The following is a 16,178-nucleotide window of genomic DNA, read 5'->3' on the forward strand; positions in this document are numbered from 1 at the left end:
CGTGGCTCGGCATGACGGCGGAGCCCGGGAGTGGTATCGAAGGAGGTAAGGTTCTCTTAATCAGTGTTTGACAGGCTCCCACCGTAGCTGGAAAGGCCCGTACCGGCGGCGTCGCGCACGCCGCCCTCCGGACGGCCCGGCCGGAAACGGATACAATTGCGGGCGTGGGGATCGCGACATGGATGATCTGCTCTCCGAATTCCTGACGGAAACCAACGAGAACCTGTCGGTTCTCGACGTGGAACTGGTCCGTCTGGAGCAGAATCCCAACAATCCGGAACTTCTGTCGAACATCTTCCGTCTGGTGCACACCATCAAGGGCACCTGCGGCTTCCTCGGCCTGCCGCGCCTGGAAAAGGTCGCGCACGCCTCGGAAAACGTGTTGGGCAAGTTCCGTGACGGTGAACTGACCATCAACCCGGAAGCGGTCTCGCTGATCCTTCAGGCGCTGGACACCATCAAGAGCCTGCTGGCGGTGCTGGAGGCGACGGAGGCGGAACCGCCGGGCGACGACCTGCCGCTGATCGAGCGGCTGAACCTGTGCGCCGAAGGCAAGCTGGGGGCCGCCGCGGCCAAGCCCGCCCCGGCCCCGGAGCCCCCGCCGGCCCCCGCGGTCGCGGCGGCGGAGGTGGCCCCGGCCTCCTCGGGCAACCTCACGCTGGACGAGCTTGAGGCGATCTGGAACTCAACTCCCGGTCCGACCAGCACCGCCCTGGCCCCGGTCGCCGCGGAACCGGCGGAAGACCCCGTCCCCTCGCACGATCTGGTGGTGCCGGACCCCGATCCGGTCCCCGCCGCCGCCAAGATGCCCGCTCCCGCCGCGGAGGCCGCCTCCGGCGCCGGTGCGGGCGGCGAGGCCGCGACGAAGGAATCGGCGGTCGCCGCGCAGACCATCCGCGTGAACGTGGATCTGCTCGAAAACCTGATGACCATGGTGTCGGAGCTGGTGCTGACCCGCAATCAGCTCCTCCAGATCCTGCGGTCGCAGAAGGAGAGCGAGTTCGCCGCCCCGCTGCAGCGCCTGAACCACGTGACGTCGGAGTTGCAGGAAGGCGTCATGAAGACGCGCATGCAGCCCATCGGCAACGCCTGGGCCAAGCTGCCGCGTCTGGTGCGCGACCTGTCGCACGAACTGGGCAAGAAGATCGACCTCCAGATGCTCGGCGCCGACACCGAGCTGGACCGCCAGGTGCTTGAGCTGATCAAGGACCCGCTGACGCACATGGTGCGCAACTCCGCCGACCATGGCCTGGAGGTGCCCGCCGACCGTCTGCGCTCGGGCAAGTCGGAGACCGGCCGCATCACGTTGAACGCCTATCACGAGGGCGGCCACATCATCATCGAGATCCAGGACGACGGTAAGGGCCTGGCGATCGACCGGATCAAGCAGAAGGCGATCCAGAACGGGATGGCCTCGGAAGGCGAGCTGGCGGCGATGTCCGACCAGCAGATCATCCAGTTCATCATGAAGCCCGGTTTCTCGACCGCGGCGAAGGTTACCAACGTGTCGGGCCGCGGCGTCGGCATGGACGTGGTCAAGACCAACATCGAGAAGATCGGCGGCACGATCGAGATCAAGTCCCAGCAGGGCAAGGGCTCGACCTTCGTCATCAAGATCCCGCTGACGCTGGCCATCGTCTCCGCCCTGATCGTGGAGTGCGCCGGCGAGCGCTTCGCCATCCCGCAGATCAGCGTGGTCGAGCTGGTGCGCGCCGCCGCCGACAGCGAGCACACCATCGAGCGGCTTAAGGGCACGCCGGTCCTGCGCCTGCGCAACCGCCTGCTGCCGCTGGTCTCGCTGCAGGAGCTGCTGCGGCTGGACGACCAGGAAGGTGGGGAGAAGAAGACCGACGAGACCTTCATCGTGGTCACGCAGGTCGGCACCTACACCTTCGGCATCATGGTCGACCGCGTGTTCGACACCGAGGAAATCGTGGTGAAGCCGGTGGCGCCGATCCTGCGCCACATCGAGATGTTCTCGGGCAACACCATCCTCGGCGACGGCTCGGTCATCATGATCCTCGACCCGAACGGCATCGCGTCGGCGACCGGCGAGATGGCCATGGGCGAGAACGTCTCGAAGGAGGCGGCCTCTGTCCAGGCGACCCGCCAGGAGGACAAGATGGCGCTCCTGCTGTTCCGCGCCGGGGCCGGCGCGCCGAAGGCGGTGCCGCTGTCGCTGGTCGCCCGCCTGGAGGATGTCGATCTCGCCAGCGTCGAATCGTCCAACGGCATGCCGGTGGTCCAGTACCGCGGCAAGTTGATGCCGCTGGTGCCGATCGATCCGGGTTTCATGATCGGCCAGGAAGGCCGCCAGCCGGTGCTGGTCTTCGCCGACGGCGACCGGTCGATGGGCCTGATCGTCGACGAGATCGTCGACATCGTCGAGGAGCGTCTGGTGGTGCAGCTCACCGCCGACCGTCCGGGCCTGATGGGCTCGGCGATCATCGCCGGCAAGGCGACGGACGTGATCGACGCGGGCTTCTTCCTGACCCAGGCCTACAAGGATTGGTTCGGCTCGTCCTCGACCGATGCGTACGAGGAGGAGAGGGCGCTCCAGCGCGTGCTGCTGGTCGATGACAGCCCCTTCTTCCGCAACCTGCTGACCCCGCTGCTGTCGGTCGCCGGCTACGACGTCACCGCGGTGGAGAACGCCAACGAAGCGCTGGCGCTCTGCGAGGCGGGCGAGGACTTCGACGTCATCGTCTCCGACATCGAAATGCCGGGGATGAGCGGCTTCGACTTCGCCGAGGCGGTCCGCCAGGGCGGCACCCGCTGGAGCGGCACGCCGATGGTCGCCCTGTCCAGCCACGCCTCCCCGCGCGACCTCGACCGCGGCCGTCAGGCCGGGTTCACCGACTATGTCGCCAAGTTCGACCGTGACGCGCTGCTGTACGCGCTGCAGCAGACCCTGTCCGAGCAGAAAGGTGCCGCATGAGCAACGCCAAGCTGCCCGCCACCACCAAGAAGTCCAAGGGCGACGAGATCACCTCCGGTGGCAGCCAGGACTATGTGACCATGACGATCGCCGACCAGCTGTTCGGCATCCCGGTCCTGCAGGTCCAGGACGTGCTGGGGCATCAGCGGATCACCCGCATCCCGCTGGCCCCGCCGGAGGTCGCCGGCTCGCTGAACCTGCGCGGGCGCATCGTCACCGCCATCGACGTGCGCCTGCGGCTCGGCCTGACGTCGCGCCCGAAGGACAAGCCGGGCATGTCCATCGTGGTGGACCTGCGCGGCGAACTCTACAGCCTGATGGTCGATTCGGTGGGGGAGGTGCTGAGCCTTTCCAACGACGACTTCGAGCGCAACCCGGCCACCCTCGACCCGCGCTGGCGCGAGGTGTCCACGGGCATCTATCGCCTGAACGGTCAGCTCATGGTGGTTCTGGACGTGCCGCGTCTGCTGAATTTCACCACGTTGGAAGCGGCCTGAGGCGAAACCCTGGTCGGTGTGCAAAGCGAAGCCTGAGGCCCGTTCACCATGAAAGTTTGCCTGGTCGTCGACGACAGCCGCGTGGTCCGCAAGGTTGCGCGGAAGATCCTGGAAGAGCTGCACTTCGCCTGCACCGAGGCGGAGGATGGGAAGCAGGCCATGGAAGCCTGTGCGCAGAAGATGCCGGACGCCATCCTGCTGGATTGGAACATGCCGGTGATGAACGGGATCGATTTCCTGCGCCGTCTGCGCAAGATGACCGGCGGAGACGTTCCCAAGGTCGTGTTCTGCACGACCGAGAACGACCTCGCCCACATCCAGGAGGCGCTGTCCGCCGGGGCGAACGAGTACATCATGAAGCCTTTCGACAGCGACATCATCCAGACCAAGTTCCAGCAGGTCGGGCTGCTGTGACGGGCGGGACCACCGCACCGTTTGCCGCTCCGACCCTGAAAGGCTGATTGCGATATGTCTGATCGTTTCGGCAGACCTCCTCCCCCCGCGCCGTCGGGGCATCCGACCGGCGCGGCCGGCGGCGATCCCGTCCGGGTGATGGTGGTCGACGATTCCGCCGTGATCCGTGGCCTTCTGACCCGCGCGCTGGAAGGCGATTCCGAGATCCGCGTGGTCGCGTCGGTCGGCGACGGCCAGATGGCCGTCAACGCCCTGCAGCGCAACTCGCTCGACGTCATCGTCCTCGACATCGAGATGCCGGTGATGGACGGGCTGACCGCCATCCCGAAGCTGCTGGCGGTGGCGCCGCAGGTGAAGATCATCATGGCCTCCACGCTGACGCTGCGCGGGGCCGACATTTCCATGCGCTGCCTGTCCGCGGGGGCCGCCGACTACATCCCCAAGCCGACCTCCACCCGCGAGATCGGCGGGGCGGACGCCTTCAAGCGCGAGCTGGTGTCGAAGGTCAAGGCGCTGGGCGCCGCCGCCCGCCGCGCCGGGTCCCGCACCCGCGGCGAGCTGCGCCCGCTGAACCCGGTGCCCGCCGCCTTCCTAAAGCGCGAGCCGCCGCCCGTCACGCTGCGCCCGGCTCCCGCCGTCGGCTCCGTCGGCCAGGTCAAGCCGGACGTGATCGCCATCGGCAGCTCCACGGGCGGCCCGCAGGCGCTGTTCGAGGTGCTCGCCCATCTGAAGACCGGGGTCACCCAGCCGATCCTGATCACCCAGCACATGCCGGCGACCTTCACCACCATCCTGGCTGAGCACATCACCCGCCAATGCGGGCTGAACGCCCAGGAGGCGAAGGACGGCGAGCCGGTGGTGTCGGGGCGCTGCTACATCGCGCCGGGGGACTTCCACATGCTGGTCACCCAGCGTGCGGGCGCCAACGTGATTTCGCTGACCAAGGACCCGCCGGAGAATTTCTGCCGCCCGGCGGTGGACCCGATGATGCGGTCCATCCTCCGCGCCTTCGGCGGGCGCAAGGTTCTCGCCTGCATCCTGACCGGCATGGGGCAGGACGGGCTGAAGGGCTGCACCGATGTGGTGAACGCCGGCGGCACCCTGATCGCGCAGGACGAGCCGTCCAGCGTCGTGTGGGGCATGCCGGGGGCCGTCGCCCAGGCGGGCATCTGCTCCGCGGTGCTGCCGCTCAAGGAAATCGGTCCCTACATCCGCAAGTTCGCATCGAGGGCAGCATGAGAGTCGAAGATTTCGACATGTTCTCCACGCTGCTCAAGCAGCGTTCCGGTCTGGTCCTGACTCGGGACAAGGCCTACCTGCTCGAATCCCGGCTGATGCCGGTGGCGCGCAAGTGGAACATGAAGGGGCTGGAGGAGCTGGCCTCCAGCGTGCGGACGCGCAAGGACGAAGCCCTGTTGCGCGACATCACGGAGGCGATGACGACCAACGAGTCGTCCTTCTTCCGCGACCAGAAGCCCTTCGACCAGTTCAAGCAGATCGTCCTGCCGAGGCTGTTGGAAGCGCGGTCGGCGAAGCGGTCGATCCGCATCTGGTCGGCGGCCTGCTCGTCCGGGCAGGAGGCTTATTCGCTGGCCATGCTGCTGAACGACGACGCGGCGAAGCTGGCCGGCTGGCGGATCGAGATCGTCGGCACCGACATCTCCGCGGAAATGGTGGAACGCTCCAAGTCGGGCATCTACACCCAGTTCGAGGTGCAGCGCGGCCTGCCGATTCAGATGCTGGTGAAGCATTTCAAGCAGCAGGGCGACAAGTGGCAGATCAGCCAGCAGCTGCGCCAGATGGCCTCCTTCCGCGAATTCAACCTGTTGGGCGACCTGTCGGGGCTGGGGCAGTTCGACATCGTGTTCTGCCGCAACGTGCTGATCTATTTCGACCAGCCGACCAAGACCAAGGTTCTGGAGGCGATCGCCCGCCAGATGCCGCAGGACGGTGTGCTCTATCTGGGCGGTGCGGAAACCGTGCTGGGCATCACCGACCGCTTCAAGCCGGTGGAAGGCCAGCGCGGCCTGTACAGCCTGGGCGGCTTCCAGGTGCCGAGCGGGCTGAGGGCGGCCGTCTAATCAGGGCTGTCTGATCAGGGCGGCGTGACGGTGAGGCGGTCGGCGGCGCCTTCCTCCATGACCCAACGGCGGAAAGCGGCGATCTTCGGCCGGTCGGCGGTGACCTCTGGGCAGACGAGGTAGTAACCGAAGTCTCCCGGCAGGGCGAGGTCGAACAGCCGGGTCAGCCGCCCGCTCGCCAACTCCTCCAACACCAGGGTGCCGCGCGCCATCGCGATGCCCTGGCCGTTTTCCGCGGCTTCGATGGCGATTCCGATCTCGTCGAAGACCATCTCGGAGCTTGGCTTCAGGTCGCCGAGCCCGGCCATTGCCAGCCACGTCGCCCAATAGCTGTGGCCGGTTTCCTCGACCAGGACATGATGGCGCAGGTCGGCCGGCTGCCGCAGCGGCGTCGGCCCCTGCAGCAGGGCCGGGCTGCACACCGGGAATACCGCGTCGTCGAGGAAGCGGTCGGCCCGCAAACCCTCCCACACCCCAAGGCCATGGCGGAGCCCGATGTCGATGTCAGCCTCGCGCTCGAAATCGATCTCGTGCTGGCTGACGCTGATGCGCAGATGGATTTCCGGGTGGCGGGCGCGGAAGCGGCCGATGCGGCTCATCAGCCAGCGGCTGGCGAAGGAGGGCGAGACGCTCATCGTCAGCACGCCGGAGCGCTCATGCTCCATCACCCGCTCCAGGCCGGTGGCCAGCCGCGCGAAGGCGTCGCGCACGCTGGGCAGCAGGAGCTGGCCGGCGTCGGTCAGAACCAACGCCTGATTCAACCGGCGGAACAGCCGGATGCCCAGTCGATCCTCCAAGGTCCGGATCTGGTGGCTGATCGCGCTCTGGGTGACGTTCAACTCCTCCGCCGCGCGGGTGAAGCTGAGATGGCGCGCCGCCGCTTCGAAGGCGCGCAGGCCGTTGAGGGGAGGGATCTGCATGGGTCCGCATCCGCCGGATTGTTGCCCGGCCGCATGAAATTCTCTCATGCAGGTTAGAGAAAGCATCCTTTGCGGACAAGCCGCTTCCGGGTCATTTCTAGGGGACGGAAATCATCAAGCGGAGTGTCGGATCATGAGCAGGAGAGCGCTGGGCGTCGTTTCCACAGACCGGGGCATGGTGTCTCTTGGCGGCGCGCGGCGGTTTGCCGAGCGCGCGTTCGGCGAGGTGCTGGGGATGATCGAGCGCCACCGGCAGCGCCGCTCCCTGGCGGCCCTGGACGACCATCTGCTGCGCGATGTCGGGCTGAGCCGCAAGGACGCCCGCCGCGAAACCGGCAAGGCGTTCTGGCAGGAATAGCCGTGGAGGGCGGCAGGCCTGAACCCGCCGCTCACCGGCATGACTTTCAACAGTGATGGGCGGTCGGCGATCAGCCGGCCGCCTGAGCCTGCTGGTGCGGGACGCGCGGGATCGGCGACGCCTCCTCGTGCGGGTCGCGCAGCACGTAGCCGCGGCCCCACACCGTCTCGATGTAGTTGTCGCCCTGGGTCGCCGCGGCGAGCTTCTTGCGCAGCTTGCAGACGAAGACGTCGATGATCTTCAATTCCGGCTCGTCCATGCCGCCATAGAGATGGTTCAGGAACATCTCCTTGGTCAGGGTCGTGCCCTTGCGCAGCGACAGCAGTTCCAGGATGCCGTATTCCTTGCCGGTCAGGTGGAGCGGCTGGTTGTCCACCTCCACCGTGCGGGTGTCCAGGTTCACGGTCAGGCGGCCGGTGCGGATGATGCTGTCGGAATGGCCCTTGGAGCGGCGGACGATGGCCTGGATGCGGGCGATCAACTCGCGCTTGTCGAAGGGCTTGGTCAGATAGTCGTCGGCGCCGAAGCCCAGACCCTTGATCTTGTGGTCCAGCTCCGACAGGCCAGAAAGAATGAGGATCGGCGTGGTCACCCGCGCGGCGCGCAGGCGGCGCAGCACCTCGTAGCCGTCGATGTCCGGCAGCATCAGATCGAGGATGATGATGTCGTAATCGTACAGCTTGCCGATTTCGAGTCCATCCTCACCGAGGTCGGTAGAGTCGACGATGTAGCCTTCCGACTGGAGCATCAGTTCGATGCTCTTGGCCGTGGAGGAATCGTCTTCGACCAGCAGAACCCTCATGGCGATATCCCGATGTTTGATGGCGCGTTTCTGGCTTCCGAAGCGGCGTTGCTGTCCCGCAGTTCCTTAACCAATTCCCTTAACAGATCCGCTCGTCTGTTTACACAGGTTAACAGACGATTCAGCTTAACGCCAGAGGCATAGCACTTCATTTAACGTTAATGTTTTTGGACGAGCATGACGCGGGCGGCATGGCGGCGGACTCCCAGCCCACCGCAAATTGCGCCGTCCGCACCCGGCTCACCCGTCCCAATTCCGTCCGCTGATCCGCAAGACCGTGCCCGCCGACGTCGCCCGCATCCTTCAGGAAATCGAGTCCGTGTCCGGTTGCAGCCGGTTCGGGCGGGTCACCGCCGTGCTCGGCCTGCTGGTCGAGGTCGGAGGGATCGAGAAGGAGTTGTCGGTGGGCGGCCGCTGCATCGTCGAATCCCGCGACGGCCGGCAGGTCCCCTGCGAGGTGGTCGGCTTCCGCCAGGGCCGCGCGCTGCTGATGCCCTTCGGCTCCATCGACGGGGTCGGGCTGGGCTGCCGCGCGCTGGTGTCGGACAGCCAGCCCATGGTCTTCCCGACGGAGGCGTGGCTCGGCCGTGTCATCAACGCGCTGGGCGAGCCGGTGGACGGCAAGGGACCGCTGCCCAAGGGGACGCATGGCGTTCCCATCCGCAACAACCCGCCGCCCGCCCACTCCCGCGCCCGGGTGGGCGAGAAGCTGGACCTGGGCATCCGCGCCATCAACGCCTTTCTCACCTGCTGCCGCGGCCAGCGCATGGGCATCTTCGCCGGCTCCGGCGTCGGCAAGTCGTCGGTGATGTCGATGCTCGCCCGCTTCTCCGGCGCGGAGGTCGCGGTGATCGGTCTGATCGGCGAACGCGGGCGCGAATTGCAGGAATTCATCACCGAGGATCTGGGCGAGGAGGGCCTGTCGCGCAGCGTCGTGGTCTGCGCCACCTCCGACGAGGCGCCGCTGATGCGCCGCCAGGCCGCCTACATGACTCTGGCCGTGGCGGAGGCCTTCCGCGACGCCGGCCGCAACGTGCTGTGCATGATGGACAGCGTGACCCGCTTCGCCATGGCCCAGCGCGAGATCGGCCTGTCGGCCGGCGAGCCGCCGACGACCAAAGGCTATCCCCCGACCGTCTTCGCCGAGCTGCCGCGCCTGCTGGAGCGCGCCGGGCCGGGCTTGAGCGGGTCGGGGTCCATCACCGGCCTGTTCACCGTGCTGGTGGAAGGCGACGACCACAACGAACCCATCGCCGACGCCGTGCGCGGCATCTTGGACGGCCACATCGTCCTGGAGCGCCAGATCGGTGAGCGCGGGCGCTACCCGGCCATCAACATCCTGCGCAGCGTGTCGCGCACCATGCCCGGCTGCAACTCCCCCATGGAGAACGAGCTGGTGAACCACGCGCGGCGGCTGATGTCGTCCTACGACAATATGGCGGAGATGATCCGCCTGGGCGCCTACCGCAAGGGCACCGACCCGCAGGTGGACGAGGCCATTCATTTCCAGCCGGCCTTGGAGGCGTTCCTCAAGCAGGGCAAGCGCGAGGCGACCGACCTCGACAACAGCTACGCCCAGCTTGCCGCCATCTTCGGCATTGAACAGTGGCCGCCGCAAGAATGAGCAGTCTCAAGACCATCATCCGCCTCCAGAAATGGAAGCTCGACGAGAAGCGCCGGGCGCTGGCGGAGCTGCAGAACCTCGCCGACCGGCTCCAGGCCGAGATCGACCGGCTGAAGGAGGAGATCGCGGCGGAGCGCGACACCGCCCGCGGCAACGTCGAATACGCCTTCACCTACAGCAACTACATCCAGGCGGCGATGGAGCGCGGCAAGCGGCTGACCCAGTCCATGGGGCAGGTGGAGGCCCAGATCGCCGTCGCCACCGACGAGATGGCCGAAGCCTTCCAGGAGCTGAAGCGCTACGAACTGGCCGAGGAGGAACGGTTGAAGCGCGAGAAGGAGAAGCTGAAGCGCAAGGAGGCCAACATGCTGGACGAAACCGCGCTGGTCGGCTTCCGCCGCCGTCAGCGGGAAGAAAGCGAACTGGAAACCTGACGGCCCGGCCCGTTCAATCGACCGTGGCGTTGTCGGTGGGAAGATCCGAATAGGACACCACGCGCGCACGGCCGGCGTGTTTGGCGGCGTACAGCGCCCGATCGGCGTTCTGAAGCGCCAGGGCCAAGTCCGCCGCGTCCGACGGCCAAAGCGCGATGCCGATGCTGCATCCGATCTGGACATCGAGCCCGTCGGCCATGATCGGGGCGGATACGCTGTCGATGATCCGTCTGGCGACGTCCAGGGCATAATGCCCCTGTTGGCCATCCGGCAGGGAGAGCAGCACGGCGAACTCGTCACCGCCGAGGCGCGCCGCGAAATCCCCATGGCGCACGCAACGCGCCAGCCGGTCGCCGATCTCCTTCAACACCATGTCGCCGGCATGGTGACCGTGCCGGTCGTTGATCGGCTTGAATCCGTCGAGGTCGATGTAGAGGATCGCCACGGCATCGCGATCCGACGCCGGCTGCTCCTGAAGGCGCTCCACGTGAGCTTCGAAGAAGCGCCGGTTGGCGAGCCGCGTCAGGCGATCCTCGAAGGCGATGGTGCTCAGCGTCCGCCCCATCGTCCGCATGCCCCATCGTCCGCATCGCGTGGGCGACTTGGCCAATCTCGGACGGGTGGACCGGCGCCGGGGTGCAGGGGGCATGGGGATCGAAGAGGTCCGACGACAGGAACGCCGCCGATGCCTTGAGGTCCCGCAGGCCGCGCAGGACCATCACCTCCATTAGCATCCAGACCCCTCCGACGATGAGAAGCACCACACCGACCATGACACCGGTTCCCAGCAGCAGGTTCCGGTCGGCCGCAATCAGGATGTCGTCGCGCGTGACGGCGACGACGATCTTGGCGCCGGTTTCCTCCAGGGTCGAGAAGCCGCTGATCCGGGGGACGCCGTCCAGCCCGTCATCCTCGATGATGCCCGCCTCCTCCTGCAGGAATTTGCGGACCATCGGATGATCGGCCATCGATCGCCCGACGAGCCCTTGCGGGTCCGGCACACGGGCGAGGACCGTTCCCTGGGAATCGAACAGCGAGACGATCCCGCCGGACTCGCGGGCAATCTCGGCGGACAGTTCCGCAAGCCAGCTCAGATCCACCCCGCCCACCAGCACGCGGCTGACCGATCCGTCATCATCGAGAATCGGCAGGGCGGCGACCACGCGGGGTTGCTTGCTGTTCTGGCCGATCAGGAAGTTGCTGACCGTAAAGCCGCGCGTCGCCAGGGCTTCCTTGAAATAGTCACGTTGGGCGAGGTTCAGCGAGCGGTTGTCGCTGCTGTTGCACAGCAGATTTCCATCGGGATTGAACACGCCGAAACCGGCGGCCCAGGGATAGAGGTCGGTCGCCTGTTTCAACAAGGTCGAGCAACGTTCCGGGCTCGCTTCCCGGATGTCGGGGACCAGGGTGAGAAGCTGGAGGACGCTGCGGGCCTGCTGAACGATCTGCGCCTGCTGCTGCGCCCCGCGGTCGGCGAGCAGGCGGGTGGCATCGCGTGCCCGCTCGATGTCCTGGCTGCGCTCTTGAAGCAGAAGGACGACGACCAGACCCACCATTGGAAGAAGGGCGAGCAGAATGAAGGCTTCGAGGCGTGCGCGAAGCCCAACGCGCGCCCACAGGGTTTGGGCACGCCTCAATATTCGCGCACGTTTCAACGGGCTCATCCACGCACCGACCGACCCGCTTTATTCTCATGCGGGTTGAGGAAATCAAGCGATGAACGCCGTGGAATGGCGCGGTGCAGCCATGCCGTCCGATCGGTGTGGCCAGGGGTCGGGAATCAGACGCGCCGCATCCGGGCGAAAAGATGCGGGTTGTCCCAACCGGGCTGGCGGTCCTCGATGACCACGCGCTGGGGGACGGGCAGGGTCCGCTCCACCGTGATCTCGACCCAGCGGGGGATCAGTTCGTTGTTCAGGTCGTCGAGCACGGCAACGGCCAGGGCCTCCGGCCCGGCGGTTGCGGCGGTGCCGGACAGGGCGCCGAGATAAGCGGCGACGCCCTCCGGCGCGGCGACCGCGCGGTCGGGGACGTAGCGCAGGGTCAGGCGGGTGCCGGGCGCCGGTTCCCCGTGAAGCTCCACCAGATAGTCATGGCGGGCATCCGGGTTGGCGGCGGTGGTCAGAAGCTCGCGGCGGTGCATGGCGTCCAGGCTCGTCAGGCGGTGTAGCTGCTTCCGCCGGCCCCGGTTCGGGTCAGCTTGACCCAGCATTTGGCTCCGGACTGGAAGGACAGGCCGCCGATGTAACCCACGGCGCGGATGCTGTCCGCGAAAATCTGGATCAGGTCCAGGCGGATCTCCGGCGCCAGCGGGGTGTGGCTGCGCAGGATCAGGTCGAACCGGTTGGGCTGCACCAGCCCGTCGAGCTGCATCGGACCGAGCCGGCTGAGATCCAGGTCGAGCAGGAAGCGGCTCCCCTTGTCGCCGCCCTTGCGGCCCGTCTTGCCGTCCTCTTCCGAATTTATGGGATGGATGTGCAGCTTGAGCGGCATCAGCCCGTTGGCGTCCATCATCGGCAGGGTGTAGGGGCGCCAGTCGCCGGGCAGGGGATCGCCCGCCTGCTGCTGGAGGCTGCGGAACTCGCGTTCCAACTGGGACAGCAGGCCGCCTTGGCCGGATTTCTCCAGGGCGGAGGCGGCGTCCTCCCCCAGCCAGCCGCGGGCGTCGCCGCCGCGGATCGCCGACAGGAAGAAACTTAGCGCCGCGCCGAACTTGCGGTTCGGCTGCGGCATCACCGTGCCGATCAGCGCTTGCGCGGCGGAGCGGTCCACCCCGGCCAGGGTGGCCAGGAGTTGGCGCATGGCGGGCCAGTCCCGTTCGCTCAGCGGCCCCGGTTCTGCGGTGAGCGGGGGTGGCGCGGTCTGGAGCGCCTTGGCGGGGTCGGTTAGGGCCGCGGTGACGGCGCTGCCCTGCGGTAGACTCGCCTGGACGTTCAGCGCCAGCATGCCCTGCGGCGTGGCGAGGATCGGCTGGCCCTGCGGCGTGCTGCCGGCCACCGTGCCCTTCAGCACCGGTCCATCGGGCATCTCCGGCGTTGTCGGGGAGGCGCCGGAGTCCACACTGGGCGTTGCGGTCGGGGTTGCGGCGCCGCGGGGCGAGGCAGGGGCCGATTGCGGCGCTGCGGGAGGCGAAGAACCGGGTTGGGACGGGGCACCGTCCTTGCGGGGCGGGGTGCCGGCGCTCTGGCCGTCCGGTGGGAGGGACCCGTCGTCCGGCGGGGTGGCCTGCGGCTGGTCCGGCGGGGGGGTGACGGTCAGGATCTTGAGAGCGACGGTGCCGCCCTGGGTCAGGACCGGTTCGCCGGCTGGTTTCGCGGGGGTCGGCTTTGGGGGAGCGGCGGGCTCCGCGAGTTCCCCGCCGGGATGCGCCGCGTCGCCGCCGAGTTCCACCGTGGCGTCGAGCATCGGCTTGCCGGGGAGCGGTGTTGCGCCCGAAGGCGTGGGCTGCGCCTGTGGAGGGGCGGGGGTTGTGTTGGGTTGGCCGGCTTGCGTCGGTGCCGGGGCTTGGCCGCTGTCGCCGTCCGTGACGGGAAGGGGCGGCGGGGCCGCCGGGGTGGCGGTGATCTGGCCGGGGAGGGCCGGGGGGGCGCCGGGCGCGGCCGGAGGCTTCGGCGCCGCGGCGATGACCAGCGCGGGAACGATGGTGCCCGGCAGCAGCAGGGGAAGCGGCTGGCCCGCCGGTCCCGTGGTCGGCGTGGCAAACGCCGGGTTGGGCAGGATCACCACCGGCGTCGCCGAGCCCTGAGGCTGCGCCACGCCGGTCTGGCTGGGGACGGTCTGCGCCGGTCCGCTCGTCGGCGGTGCTGTCGGGACGTTCGGCGCGGTGGTCGGGGGGGCGGTCTGGGTGCCTTGGGTCAGCACCAGAACCTTCGCCGCGAGGCTCTGTGTGGGGGAGGCCGCGGCGGGGTCGGTCGACGCGGCCTGCGCCTGCTCCAGCAACACCTGCGCCGGGGTGATCTGGAGCGTCACCGGTTTGTCGGCGGGCAGCGGCGTCGGGGTTTGCACAAGCACTTCGCCGGCCTGTGTCCGCACGCGGGCCAGACCCTCCGGCGTGGTGCCGACGACGGTGCCGGTCAGCACCACCGGGCGGGCGATGTCCTGCAAGCGCTCCGGCAGGGCCTTGATCGTGCCCTCGGCGACCGCCACCGGGGCGGGCGCGGGGGTGGCCGCCGCCGGGGCGGCGGGCGCACCGGCGGCCGGGGGTGGAAGGGCGCCCCCCATTCCGGCCTTACTGGCCGTTCAGAAGCCGCTGGGCGATGGCCAGCACGTCCCGCGCGGCGTCGGAACTGGGCGAGCGGGTCAGCAGCGGCGACTGGTTGCGGATGGCGTCGCGCACCTTCAGGTCGCGGCGGATGATGCCGGCCAGCGCGGGCTTGTACTTCAGGAAGTTCTGGCAGGCCTTCAGGATGGTGCCGTAGGTCCGCTCGCCGTCCTTCACGCTCTGCGCCATGTTCACCACGACGCGCAGGTCGGCGGTGGGGTTGGTGGCGTGGGTCAGCTTGATGAAGGCGTAGGCGTCGGTCAGCGACGTCGGCTCGTCCGTCGTCACCACCAGCGTCGTCCCGGCCGGGCCGGACAGGGTGCGCACCGTGCGGTCGACGCCGGCCCCCATGTCCATGATGACGCAGTCGTAGCGCCGCGCCAGCTCCATCAGGTCGTTGCGCAGGCCGGACAGGCGCTGGCTCGGCAGTTGGGCGAGCGTCCCGGAGCCGGAGCGGCCCGCGATGATGTCGAAGCCACCATCGGTGTAGCGCTGGGCCGCGCGGCCCAGCGTCACGTCACCGTTGATGACAGCGCCGAGATCGTTCTTGGGCTGGAAGCCGAGTTGGATGTCGACGTTGGCGAGGCCGAGGTCGCCGTCGAACAGCAGCGAGTTCTTGCCCATCTTGGTCAGCGCGTGGGCGAGCGTGATCGAGAACCACGTCTTGCCGACGCCGCCCTTTCCACTGGCCACGGCGATGACGTTGGCACCGCGCAGCGGGTGAACGTTCTTGAGGGCGGCCGGAAACACCGGATCGGTCATGGGATGGTCCTCGACGAAGAACGAACGGCTTTGGTCTTGGCAGGGGCCGCCGGCTTGGGCCGGTTGCGCGCCGCCTTGTCCTCGGCGGGCATCATCAGGCGGGCGAAGGCCACCGGGTTCAGCGGTGTCAGCCCTTCGGCCACCTTGGAGGAAACGCTGGCGTTGCAGAAGGCCATCCGCGCGCGGTGCGCGGTGCCCAGGAGACTGCCCAGCCGACGCGCCATGTCGAGCCGGGTGATCAGCATCCGCCGCACGCCCAGCGCCTTGAAGGATTGGGCGATGTCGGCGGCTTCCATGGCGTCCAGCCCGGCGGGGAGCACGAGGATCGGCTCGGCCACCCCGGCGGACAGCAGGGCCTTGAGGTCGGCCATGTCTTCCCGGTTGTAGGGGTTGCGCCCGGCGGTATCCACCAGGACGACGTCGGCGCCGCGGCTGACCTCGAACGCGCCCGCGAGCGCGTCGGGGTCTTCCACCGTCGCCAGTTTGATTTTCATCAGACGCGTGAAGGCGGCCAACTGTTCCATGCCGCCGGCGCGAACCGTGTCGGTGGTGATCACGCCGACCGAGCGTTTGCGGAACACCGCCTGGGCGGCCAGCTTGGCGACGATCAGCGTCTTGCCGCTGCCCGGCGGGCCGACCAGGATCAGCGGCTTGTTGCCGCCGCGCCGGTCCTGCAACGGGCTGAAGGTGAACATGGAATCGAGCGCGGCGCCCAGAGCCAGCGCGGGATCGTCGGTGTCCAGCCCTGCGGCGGCGTCGATCAACTGCTCGGCCAGCGCGGCGGGCACGCCGTGGCGGTGCAGCACGTCGGCCACCACCTCGCCCACGTCGATCTCCGGCTCCTCCTCGACCACCACCACGGGGCGGGCGGTCCGGGTCGGCTGGGCTGTGCGCGCCTGCGTCATCAGCAGATCGTCGTCCTCCACCGCCGCGGTCACGCGAACGCCGCCGCCGTCCTCCTCGCGCGTGGCGACGATGATGGCATCGTCGCCCAGCGTCTGGCGGACCATGCGCATGGCTTCGGACATGGACTTGGCGTGGAACGACTTCAGCCGCATCGGCCCGCTCCCCGCCCGTCACACTGGTT

The 16,178-nt window shown here is 68.1% G+C and carries 15 protein-coding genes and 1 pseudogene; 8 read left to right on the top strand and 8 right to left on the bottom strand.

Annotation, left to right across the window (positions count from 1 at the left end):
- The first annotated feature begins 178 nt into the window (after positions 1-178).
- The 5 genes from DS837_RS13135 (at position 179) to DS837_RS13155 (ending at position 5,930) form a co-directional block, all read left to right on the top strand.
- The gene (locus DS837_RS13135) at positions 179-2,938 is read left to right on the top strand and encodes a hybrid sensor histidine kinase/response regulator (RefSeq protein ID WP_149165164.1); all 2,760 of its coding nucleotides are present in this window, start codon (positions 179-181) and stop codon (positions 2,936-2,938) included.
- Positions 2,935-3,435, top strand: coding sequence for a chemotaxis protein CheW (locus tag DS837_RS13140; protein WP_149165165.1), 501 nt, complete (start codon positions 2,935-2,937; stop codon positions 3,433-3,435). The genes DS837_RS13135 and DS837_RS13140 overlap by 4 nt, the downstream gene beginning before the upstream one ends.
- Positions 3,436-3,483: 48 nt before the next feature.
- Positions 3,484-3,849, top strand: a complete 366-nt coding sequence (locus DS837_RS13145; RefSeq protein ID WP_149165166.1) for a response regulator — start codon at positions 3,484-3,486, stop codon at positions 3,847-3,849.
- Between the two features lie 138 nt (positions 3,850-3,987).
- The gene (locus DS837_RS13150) at positions 3,988-5,088 is read left to right on the top strand and encodes a protein-glutamate methylesterase/protein-glutamine glutaminase (protein WP_170295849.1); all 1,101 of its coding nucleotides are present in this window, start codon (positions 3,988-3,990) and stop codon (positions 5,086-5,088) included.
- Positions 5,085-5,930 carry a CheR family methyltransferase gene (locus DS837_RS13155; protein ID WP_149165168.1) on the top strand — a complete coding sequence of 282 codons (846 nt, stop codon included), beginning with the start codon at positions 5,085-5,087 and terminating at the stop codon, positions 5,928-5,930. The genes DS837_RS13150 and DS837_RS13155 overlap by 4 nt, the downstream gene beginning before the upstream one ends.
- Before the next feature lie 14 nt (positions 5,931-5,944).
- On the opposite strand, the gene gcvA is transcribed toward DS837_RS13155, so the two are convergent.
- Positions 5,945-6,850 carry a transcriptional regulator GcvA gene (gene gcvA / locus DS837_RS13160; protein ID WP_149165169.1) on the bottom strand — a complete coding sequence of 302 codons (906 nt, stop codon included), beginning with the start codon at positions 6,848-6,850 and terminating at the stop codon, positions 5,945-5,947.
- Between the two features lie 133 nt (positions 6,851-6,983).
- Here gcvA and DS837_RS13165 point away from each other — a divergent pair, with 133 nt between their 5' ends.
- The gene (locus DS837_RS13165; RefSeq protein ID WP_247889912.1) at positions 6,984-7,208 is read left to right on the top strand and encodes a DUF1127 domain-containing protein; all 225 of its coding nucleotides are present in this window, start codon (positions 6,984-6,986) and stop codon (positions 7,206-7,208) included.
- A gap of 70 nt (positions 7,209-7,278) precedes the next feature.
- Here the strand turns inward: DS837_RS13165 and ctrA are convergent, their stop codons facing one another.
- Entirely contained in the window at positions 7,279-8,010 is a 732-nt protein-coding gene (gene ctrA / locus DS837_RS13170) for a response regulator transcription factor CtrA (RefSeq protein WP_040134966.1), read from the bottom strand.
- 277 nt (positions 8,011-8,287) lie between these two features.
- Here ctrA and fliI point away from each other — a divergent pair, with 277 nt between their 5' ends.
- Complete coding sequence (fliI, locus tag DS837_RS13175) at positions 8,288-9,634, top strand: flagellar protein export ATPase FliI (protein ID WP_149165170.1); 1,347 nt, start codon at positions 8,288-8,290, stop codon at positions 9,632-9,634.
- Positions 9,631-10,068 carry a flagellar export protein FliJ gene (locus DS837_RS13180; protein WP_149165171.1) on the top strand — a complete coding sequence of 146 codons (438 nt, stop codon included), beginning with the start codon at positions 9,631-9,633 and terminating at the stop codon, positions 10,066-10,068. The genes fliI and DS837_RS13180 overlap by 4 nt, the downstream gene beginning before the upstream one ends.
- A gap of 13 nt (positions 10,069-10,081) precedes the next feature.
- Here the strand turns inward: DS837_RS13180 and DS837_RS32685 are convergent, their stop codons facing one another.
- From DS837_RS32685 to DS837_RS13210, 6 genes and pseudogenes are all read right to left on the bottom strand, one after another.
- A complete protein-coding gene (locus DS837_RS32685; protein ID WP_149165172.1) occupies positions 10,082-10,717 on the bottom strand; it encodes a GGDEF domain-containing protein in 636 nt (211 codons plus the stop codon).
- A gap of 247 nt (positions 10,718-10,964) precedes the next feature.
- Positions 10,965-11,732: pseudogene (locus DS837_RS32690) on the bottom strand (PDC sensor domain-containing protein); the annotation flags it as partial.
- Positions 11,733-11,848: 116 nt separating this feature from the next.
- Complete coding sequence (locus DS837_RS13195) at positions 11,849-12,211, bottom strand: hypothetical protein (protein WP_149165329.1); 363 nt, start codon at positions 12,209-12,211, stop codon at positions 11,849-11,851.
- Between the two features lie 14 nt (positions 12,212-12,225).
- Positions 12,226-14,289, bottom strand: coding sequence for a hypothetical protein (locus DS837_RS13200; protein WP_247889914.1), 2,064 nt, complete (start codon positions 14,287-14,289; stop codon positions 12,226-12,228).
- Between the two features lie 7 nt (positions 14,290-14,296).
- Positions 14,297-15,091 (bottom strand): MinD/ParA family protein, encoded by a 795-nt coding sequence (locus DS837_RS13205; RefSeq protein ID WP_149165174.1) that lies wholly within the window; start codon positions 15,089-15,091, stop codon positions 14,297-14,299.
- Positions 15,088-16,149, bottom strand: a complete 1,062-nt coding sequence (locus tag DS837_RS13210; protein ID WP_149165175.1) for a flagellar biosynthesis protein FlhF — start codon at positions 16,147-16,149, stop codon at positions 15,088-15,090. The genes DS837_RS13205 and DS837_RS13210 overlap by 4 nt, the downstream gene beginning before the upstream one ends.
- Positions 16,150-16,178: the final 29 nt, after the last annotated feature.

Source organism: Azospirillum brasilense (assembly GCF_008365405.1).
Taxonomy (GTDB): Bacteria; Pseudomonadota; Alphaproteobacteria; order Azospirillales; family Azospirillaceae; genus Azospirillum; species Azospirillum brasilense_D.

What these genes read in the sequence shown, in the direction of transcription:
- DS837_RS13135 (WP_149165164.1), top strand. Translation starts at nt 179, where the DNA reads ATGGATGATCTGCTCTCCGAATTCCTGACGGAAACCAACGAGAACCTG.
- DS837_RS13140 (WP_149165165.1), top strand. Translation starts at nt 2,935, where the DNA reads ATGAGCAACGCCAAGCTGCCCGCCACCACCAAGAAGTCCAAGGGCGAC.
- DS837_RS13145 (WP_149165166.1), top strand. Translation starts at nt 3,484, where the DNA reads ATGAAAGTTTGCCTGGTCGTCGACGACAGCCGCGTGGTCCGCAAGGTT.
- DS837_RS13150 (WP_170295849.1), top strand. Translation starts at nt 3,988, where the DNA reads ATGGTGGTCGACGATTCCGCCGTGATCCGTGGCCTTCTGACCCGCGCG.
- DS837_RS13155 (WP_149165168.1), top strand. Translation starts at nt 5,085, where the DNA reads ATGAGAGTCGAAGATTTCGACATGTTCTCCACGCTGCTCAAGCAGCGT.
- gcvA (WP_149165169.1), bottom strand. Translation starts at nt 6,850, where the DNA reads ATGCAGATCCCTCCCCTCAACGGCCTGCGCGCCTTCGAAGCGGCGGCG.
- DS837_RS13165 (WP_247889912.1), top strand. Translation starts at nt 6,984, where the DNA reads ATGAGCAGGAGAGCGCTGGGCGTCGTTTCCACAGACCGGGGCATGGTG.
- ctrA (WP_040134966.1), bottom strand. Translation starts at nt 8,010, where the DNA reads ATGAGGGTTCTGCTGGTCGAAGACGATTCCTCCACGGCCAAGAGCATC.
- DS837_RS13180 (WP_149165171.1), top strand. Translation starts at nt 9,631, where the DNA reads ATGAGCAGTCTCAAGACCATCATCCGCCTCCAGAAATGGAAGCTCGAC.
- DS837_RS32685 (WP_149165172.1), bottom strand. Translation starts at nt 10,717, where the DNA reads ATGCCCCCTGCACCCCGGCGCCGGTCCACCCGTCCGAGATTGGCCAAG.
- DS837_RS13195 (WP_149165329.1), bottom strand. Translation starts at nt 12,211, where the DNA reads ATGCACCGCCGCGAGCTTCTGACCACCGCCGCCAACCCGGATGCCCGC.
- DS837_RS13200 (WP_247889914.1), bottom strand. Translation starts at nt 14,289, where the DNA reads ATGGGGGGCGCCCTTCCACCCCCGGCCGCCGGTGCGCCCGCCGCCCCG.
- DS837_RS13205 (WP_149165174.1), bottom strand. Translation starts at nt 15,091, where the DNA reads ATGACCGATCCGGTGTTTCCGGCCGCCCTCAAGAACGTTCACCCGCTG.
- DS837_RS13210 (WP_149165175.1), bottom strand. Translation starts at nt 16,149, where the DNA reads ATGCGGCTGAAGTCGTTCCACGCCAAGTCCATGTCCGAAGCCATGCGC.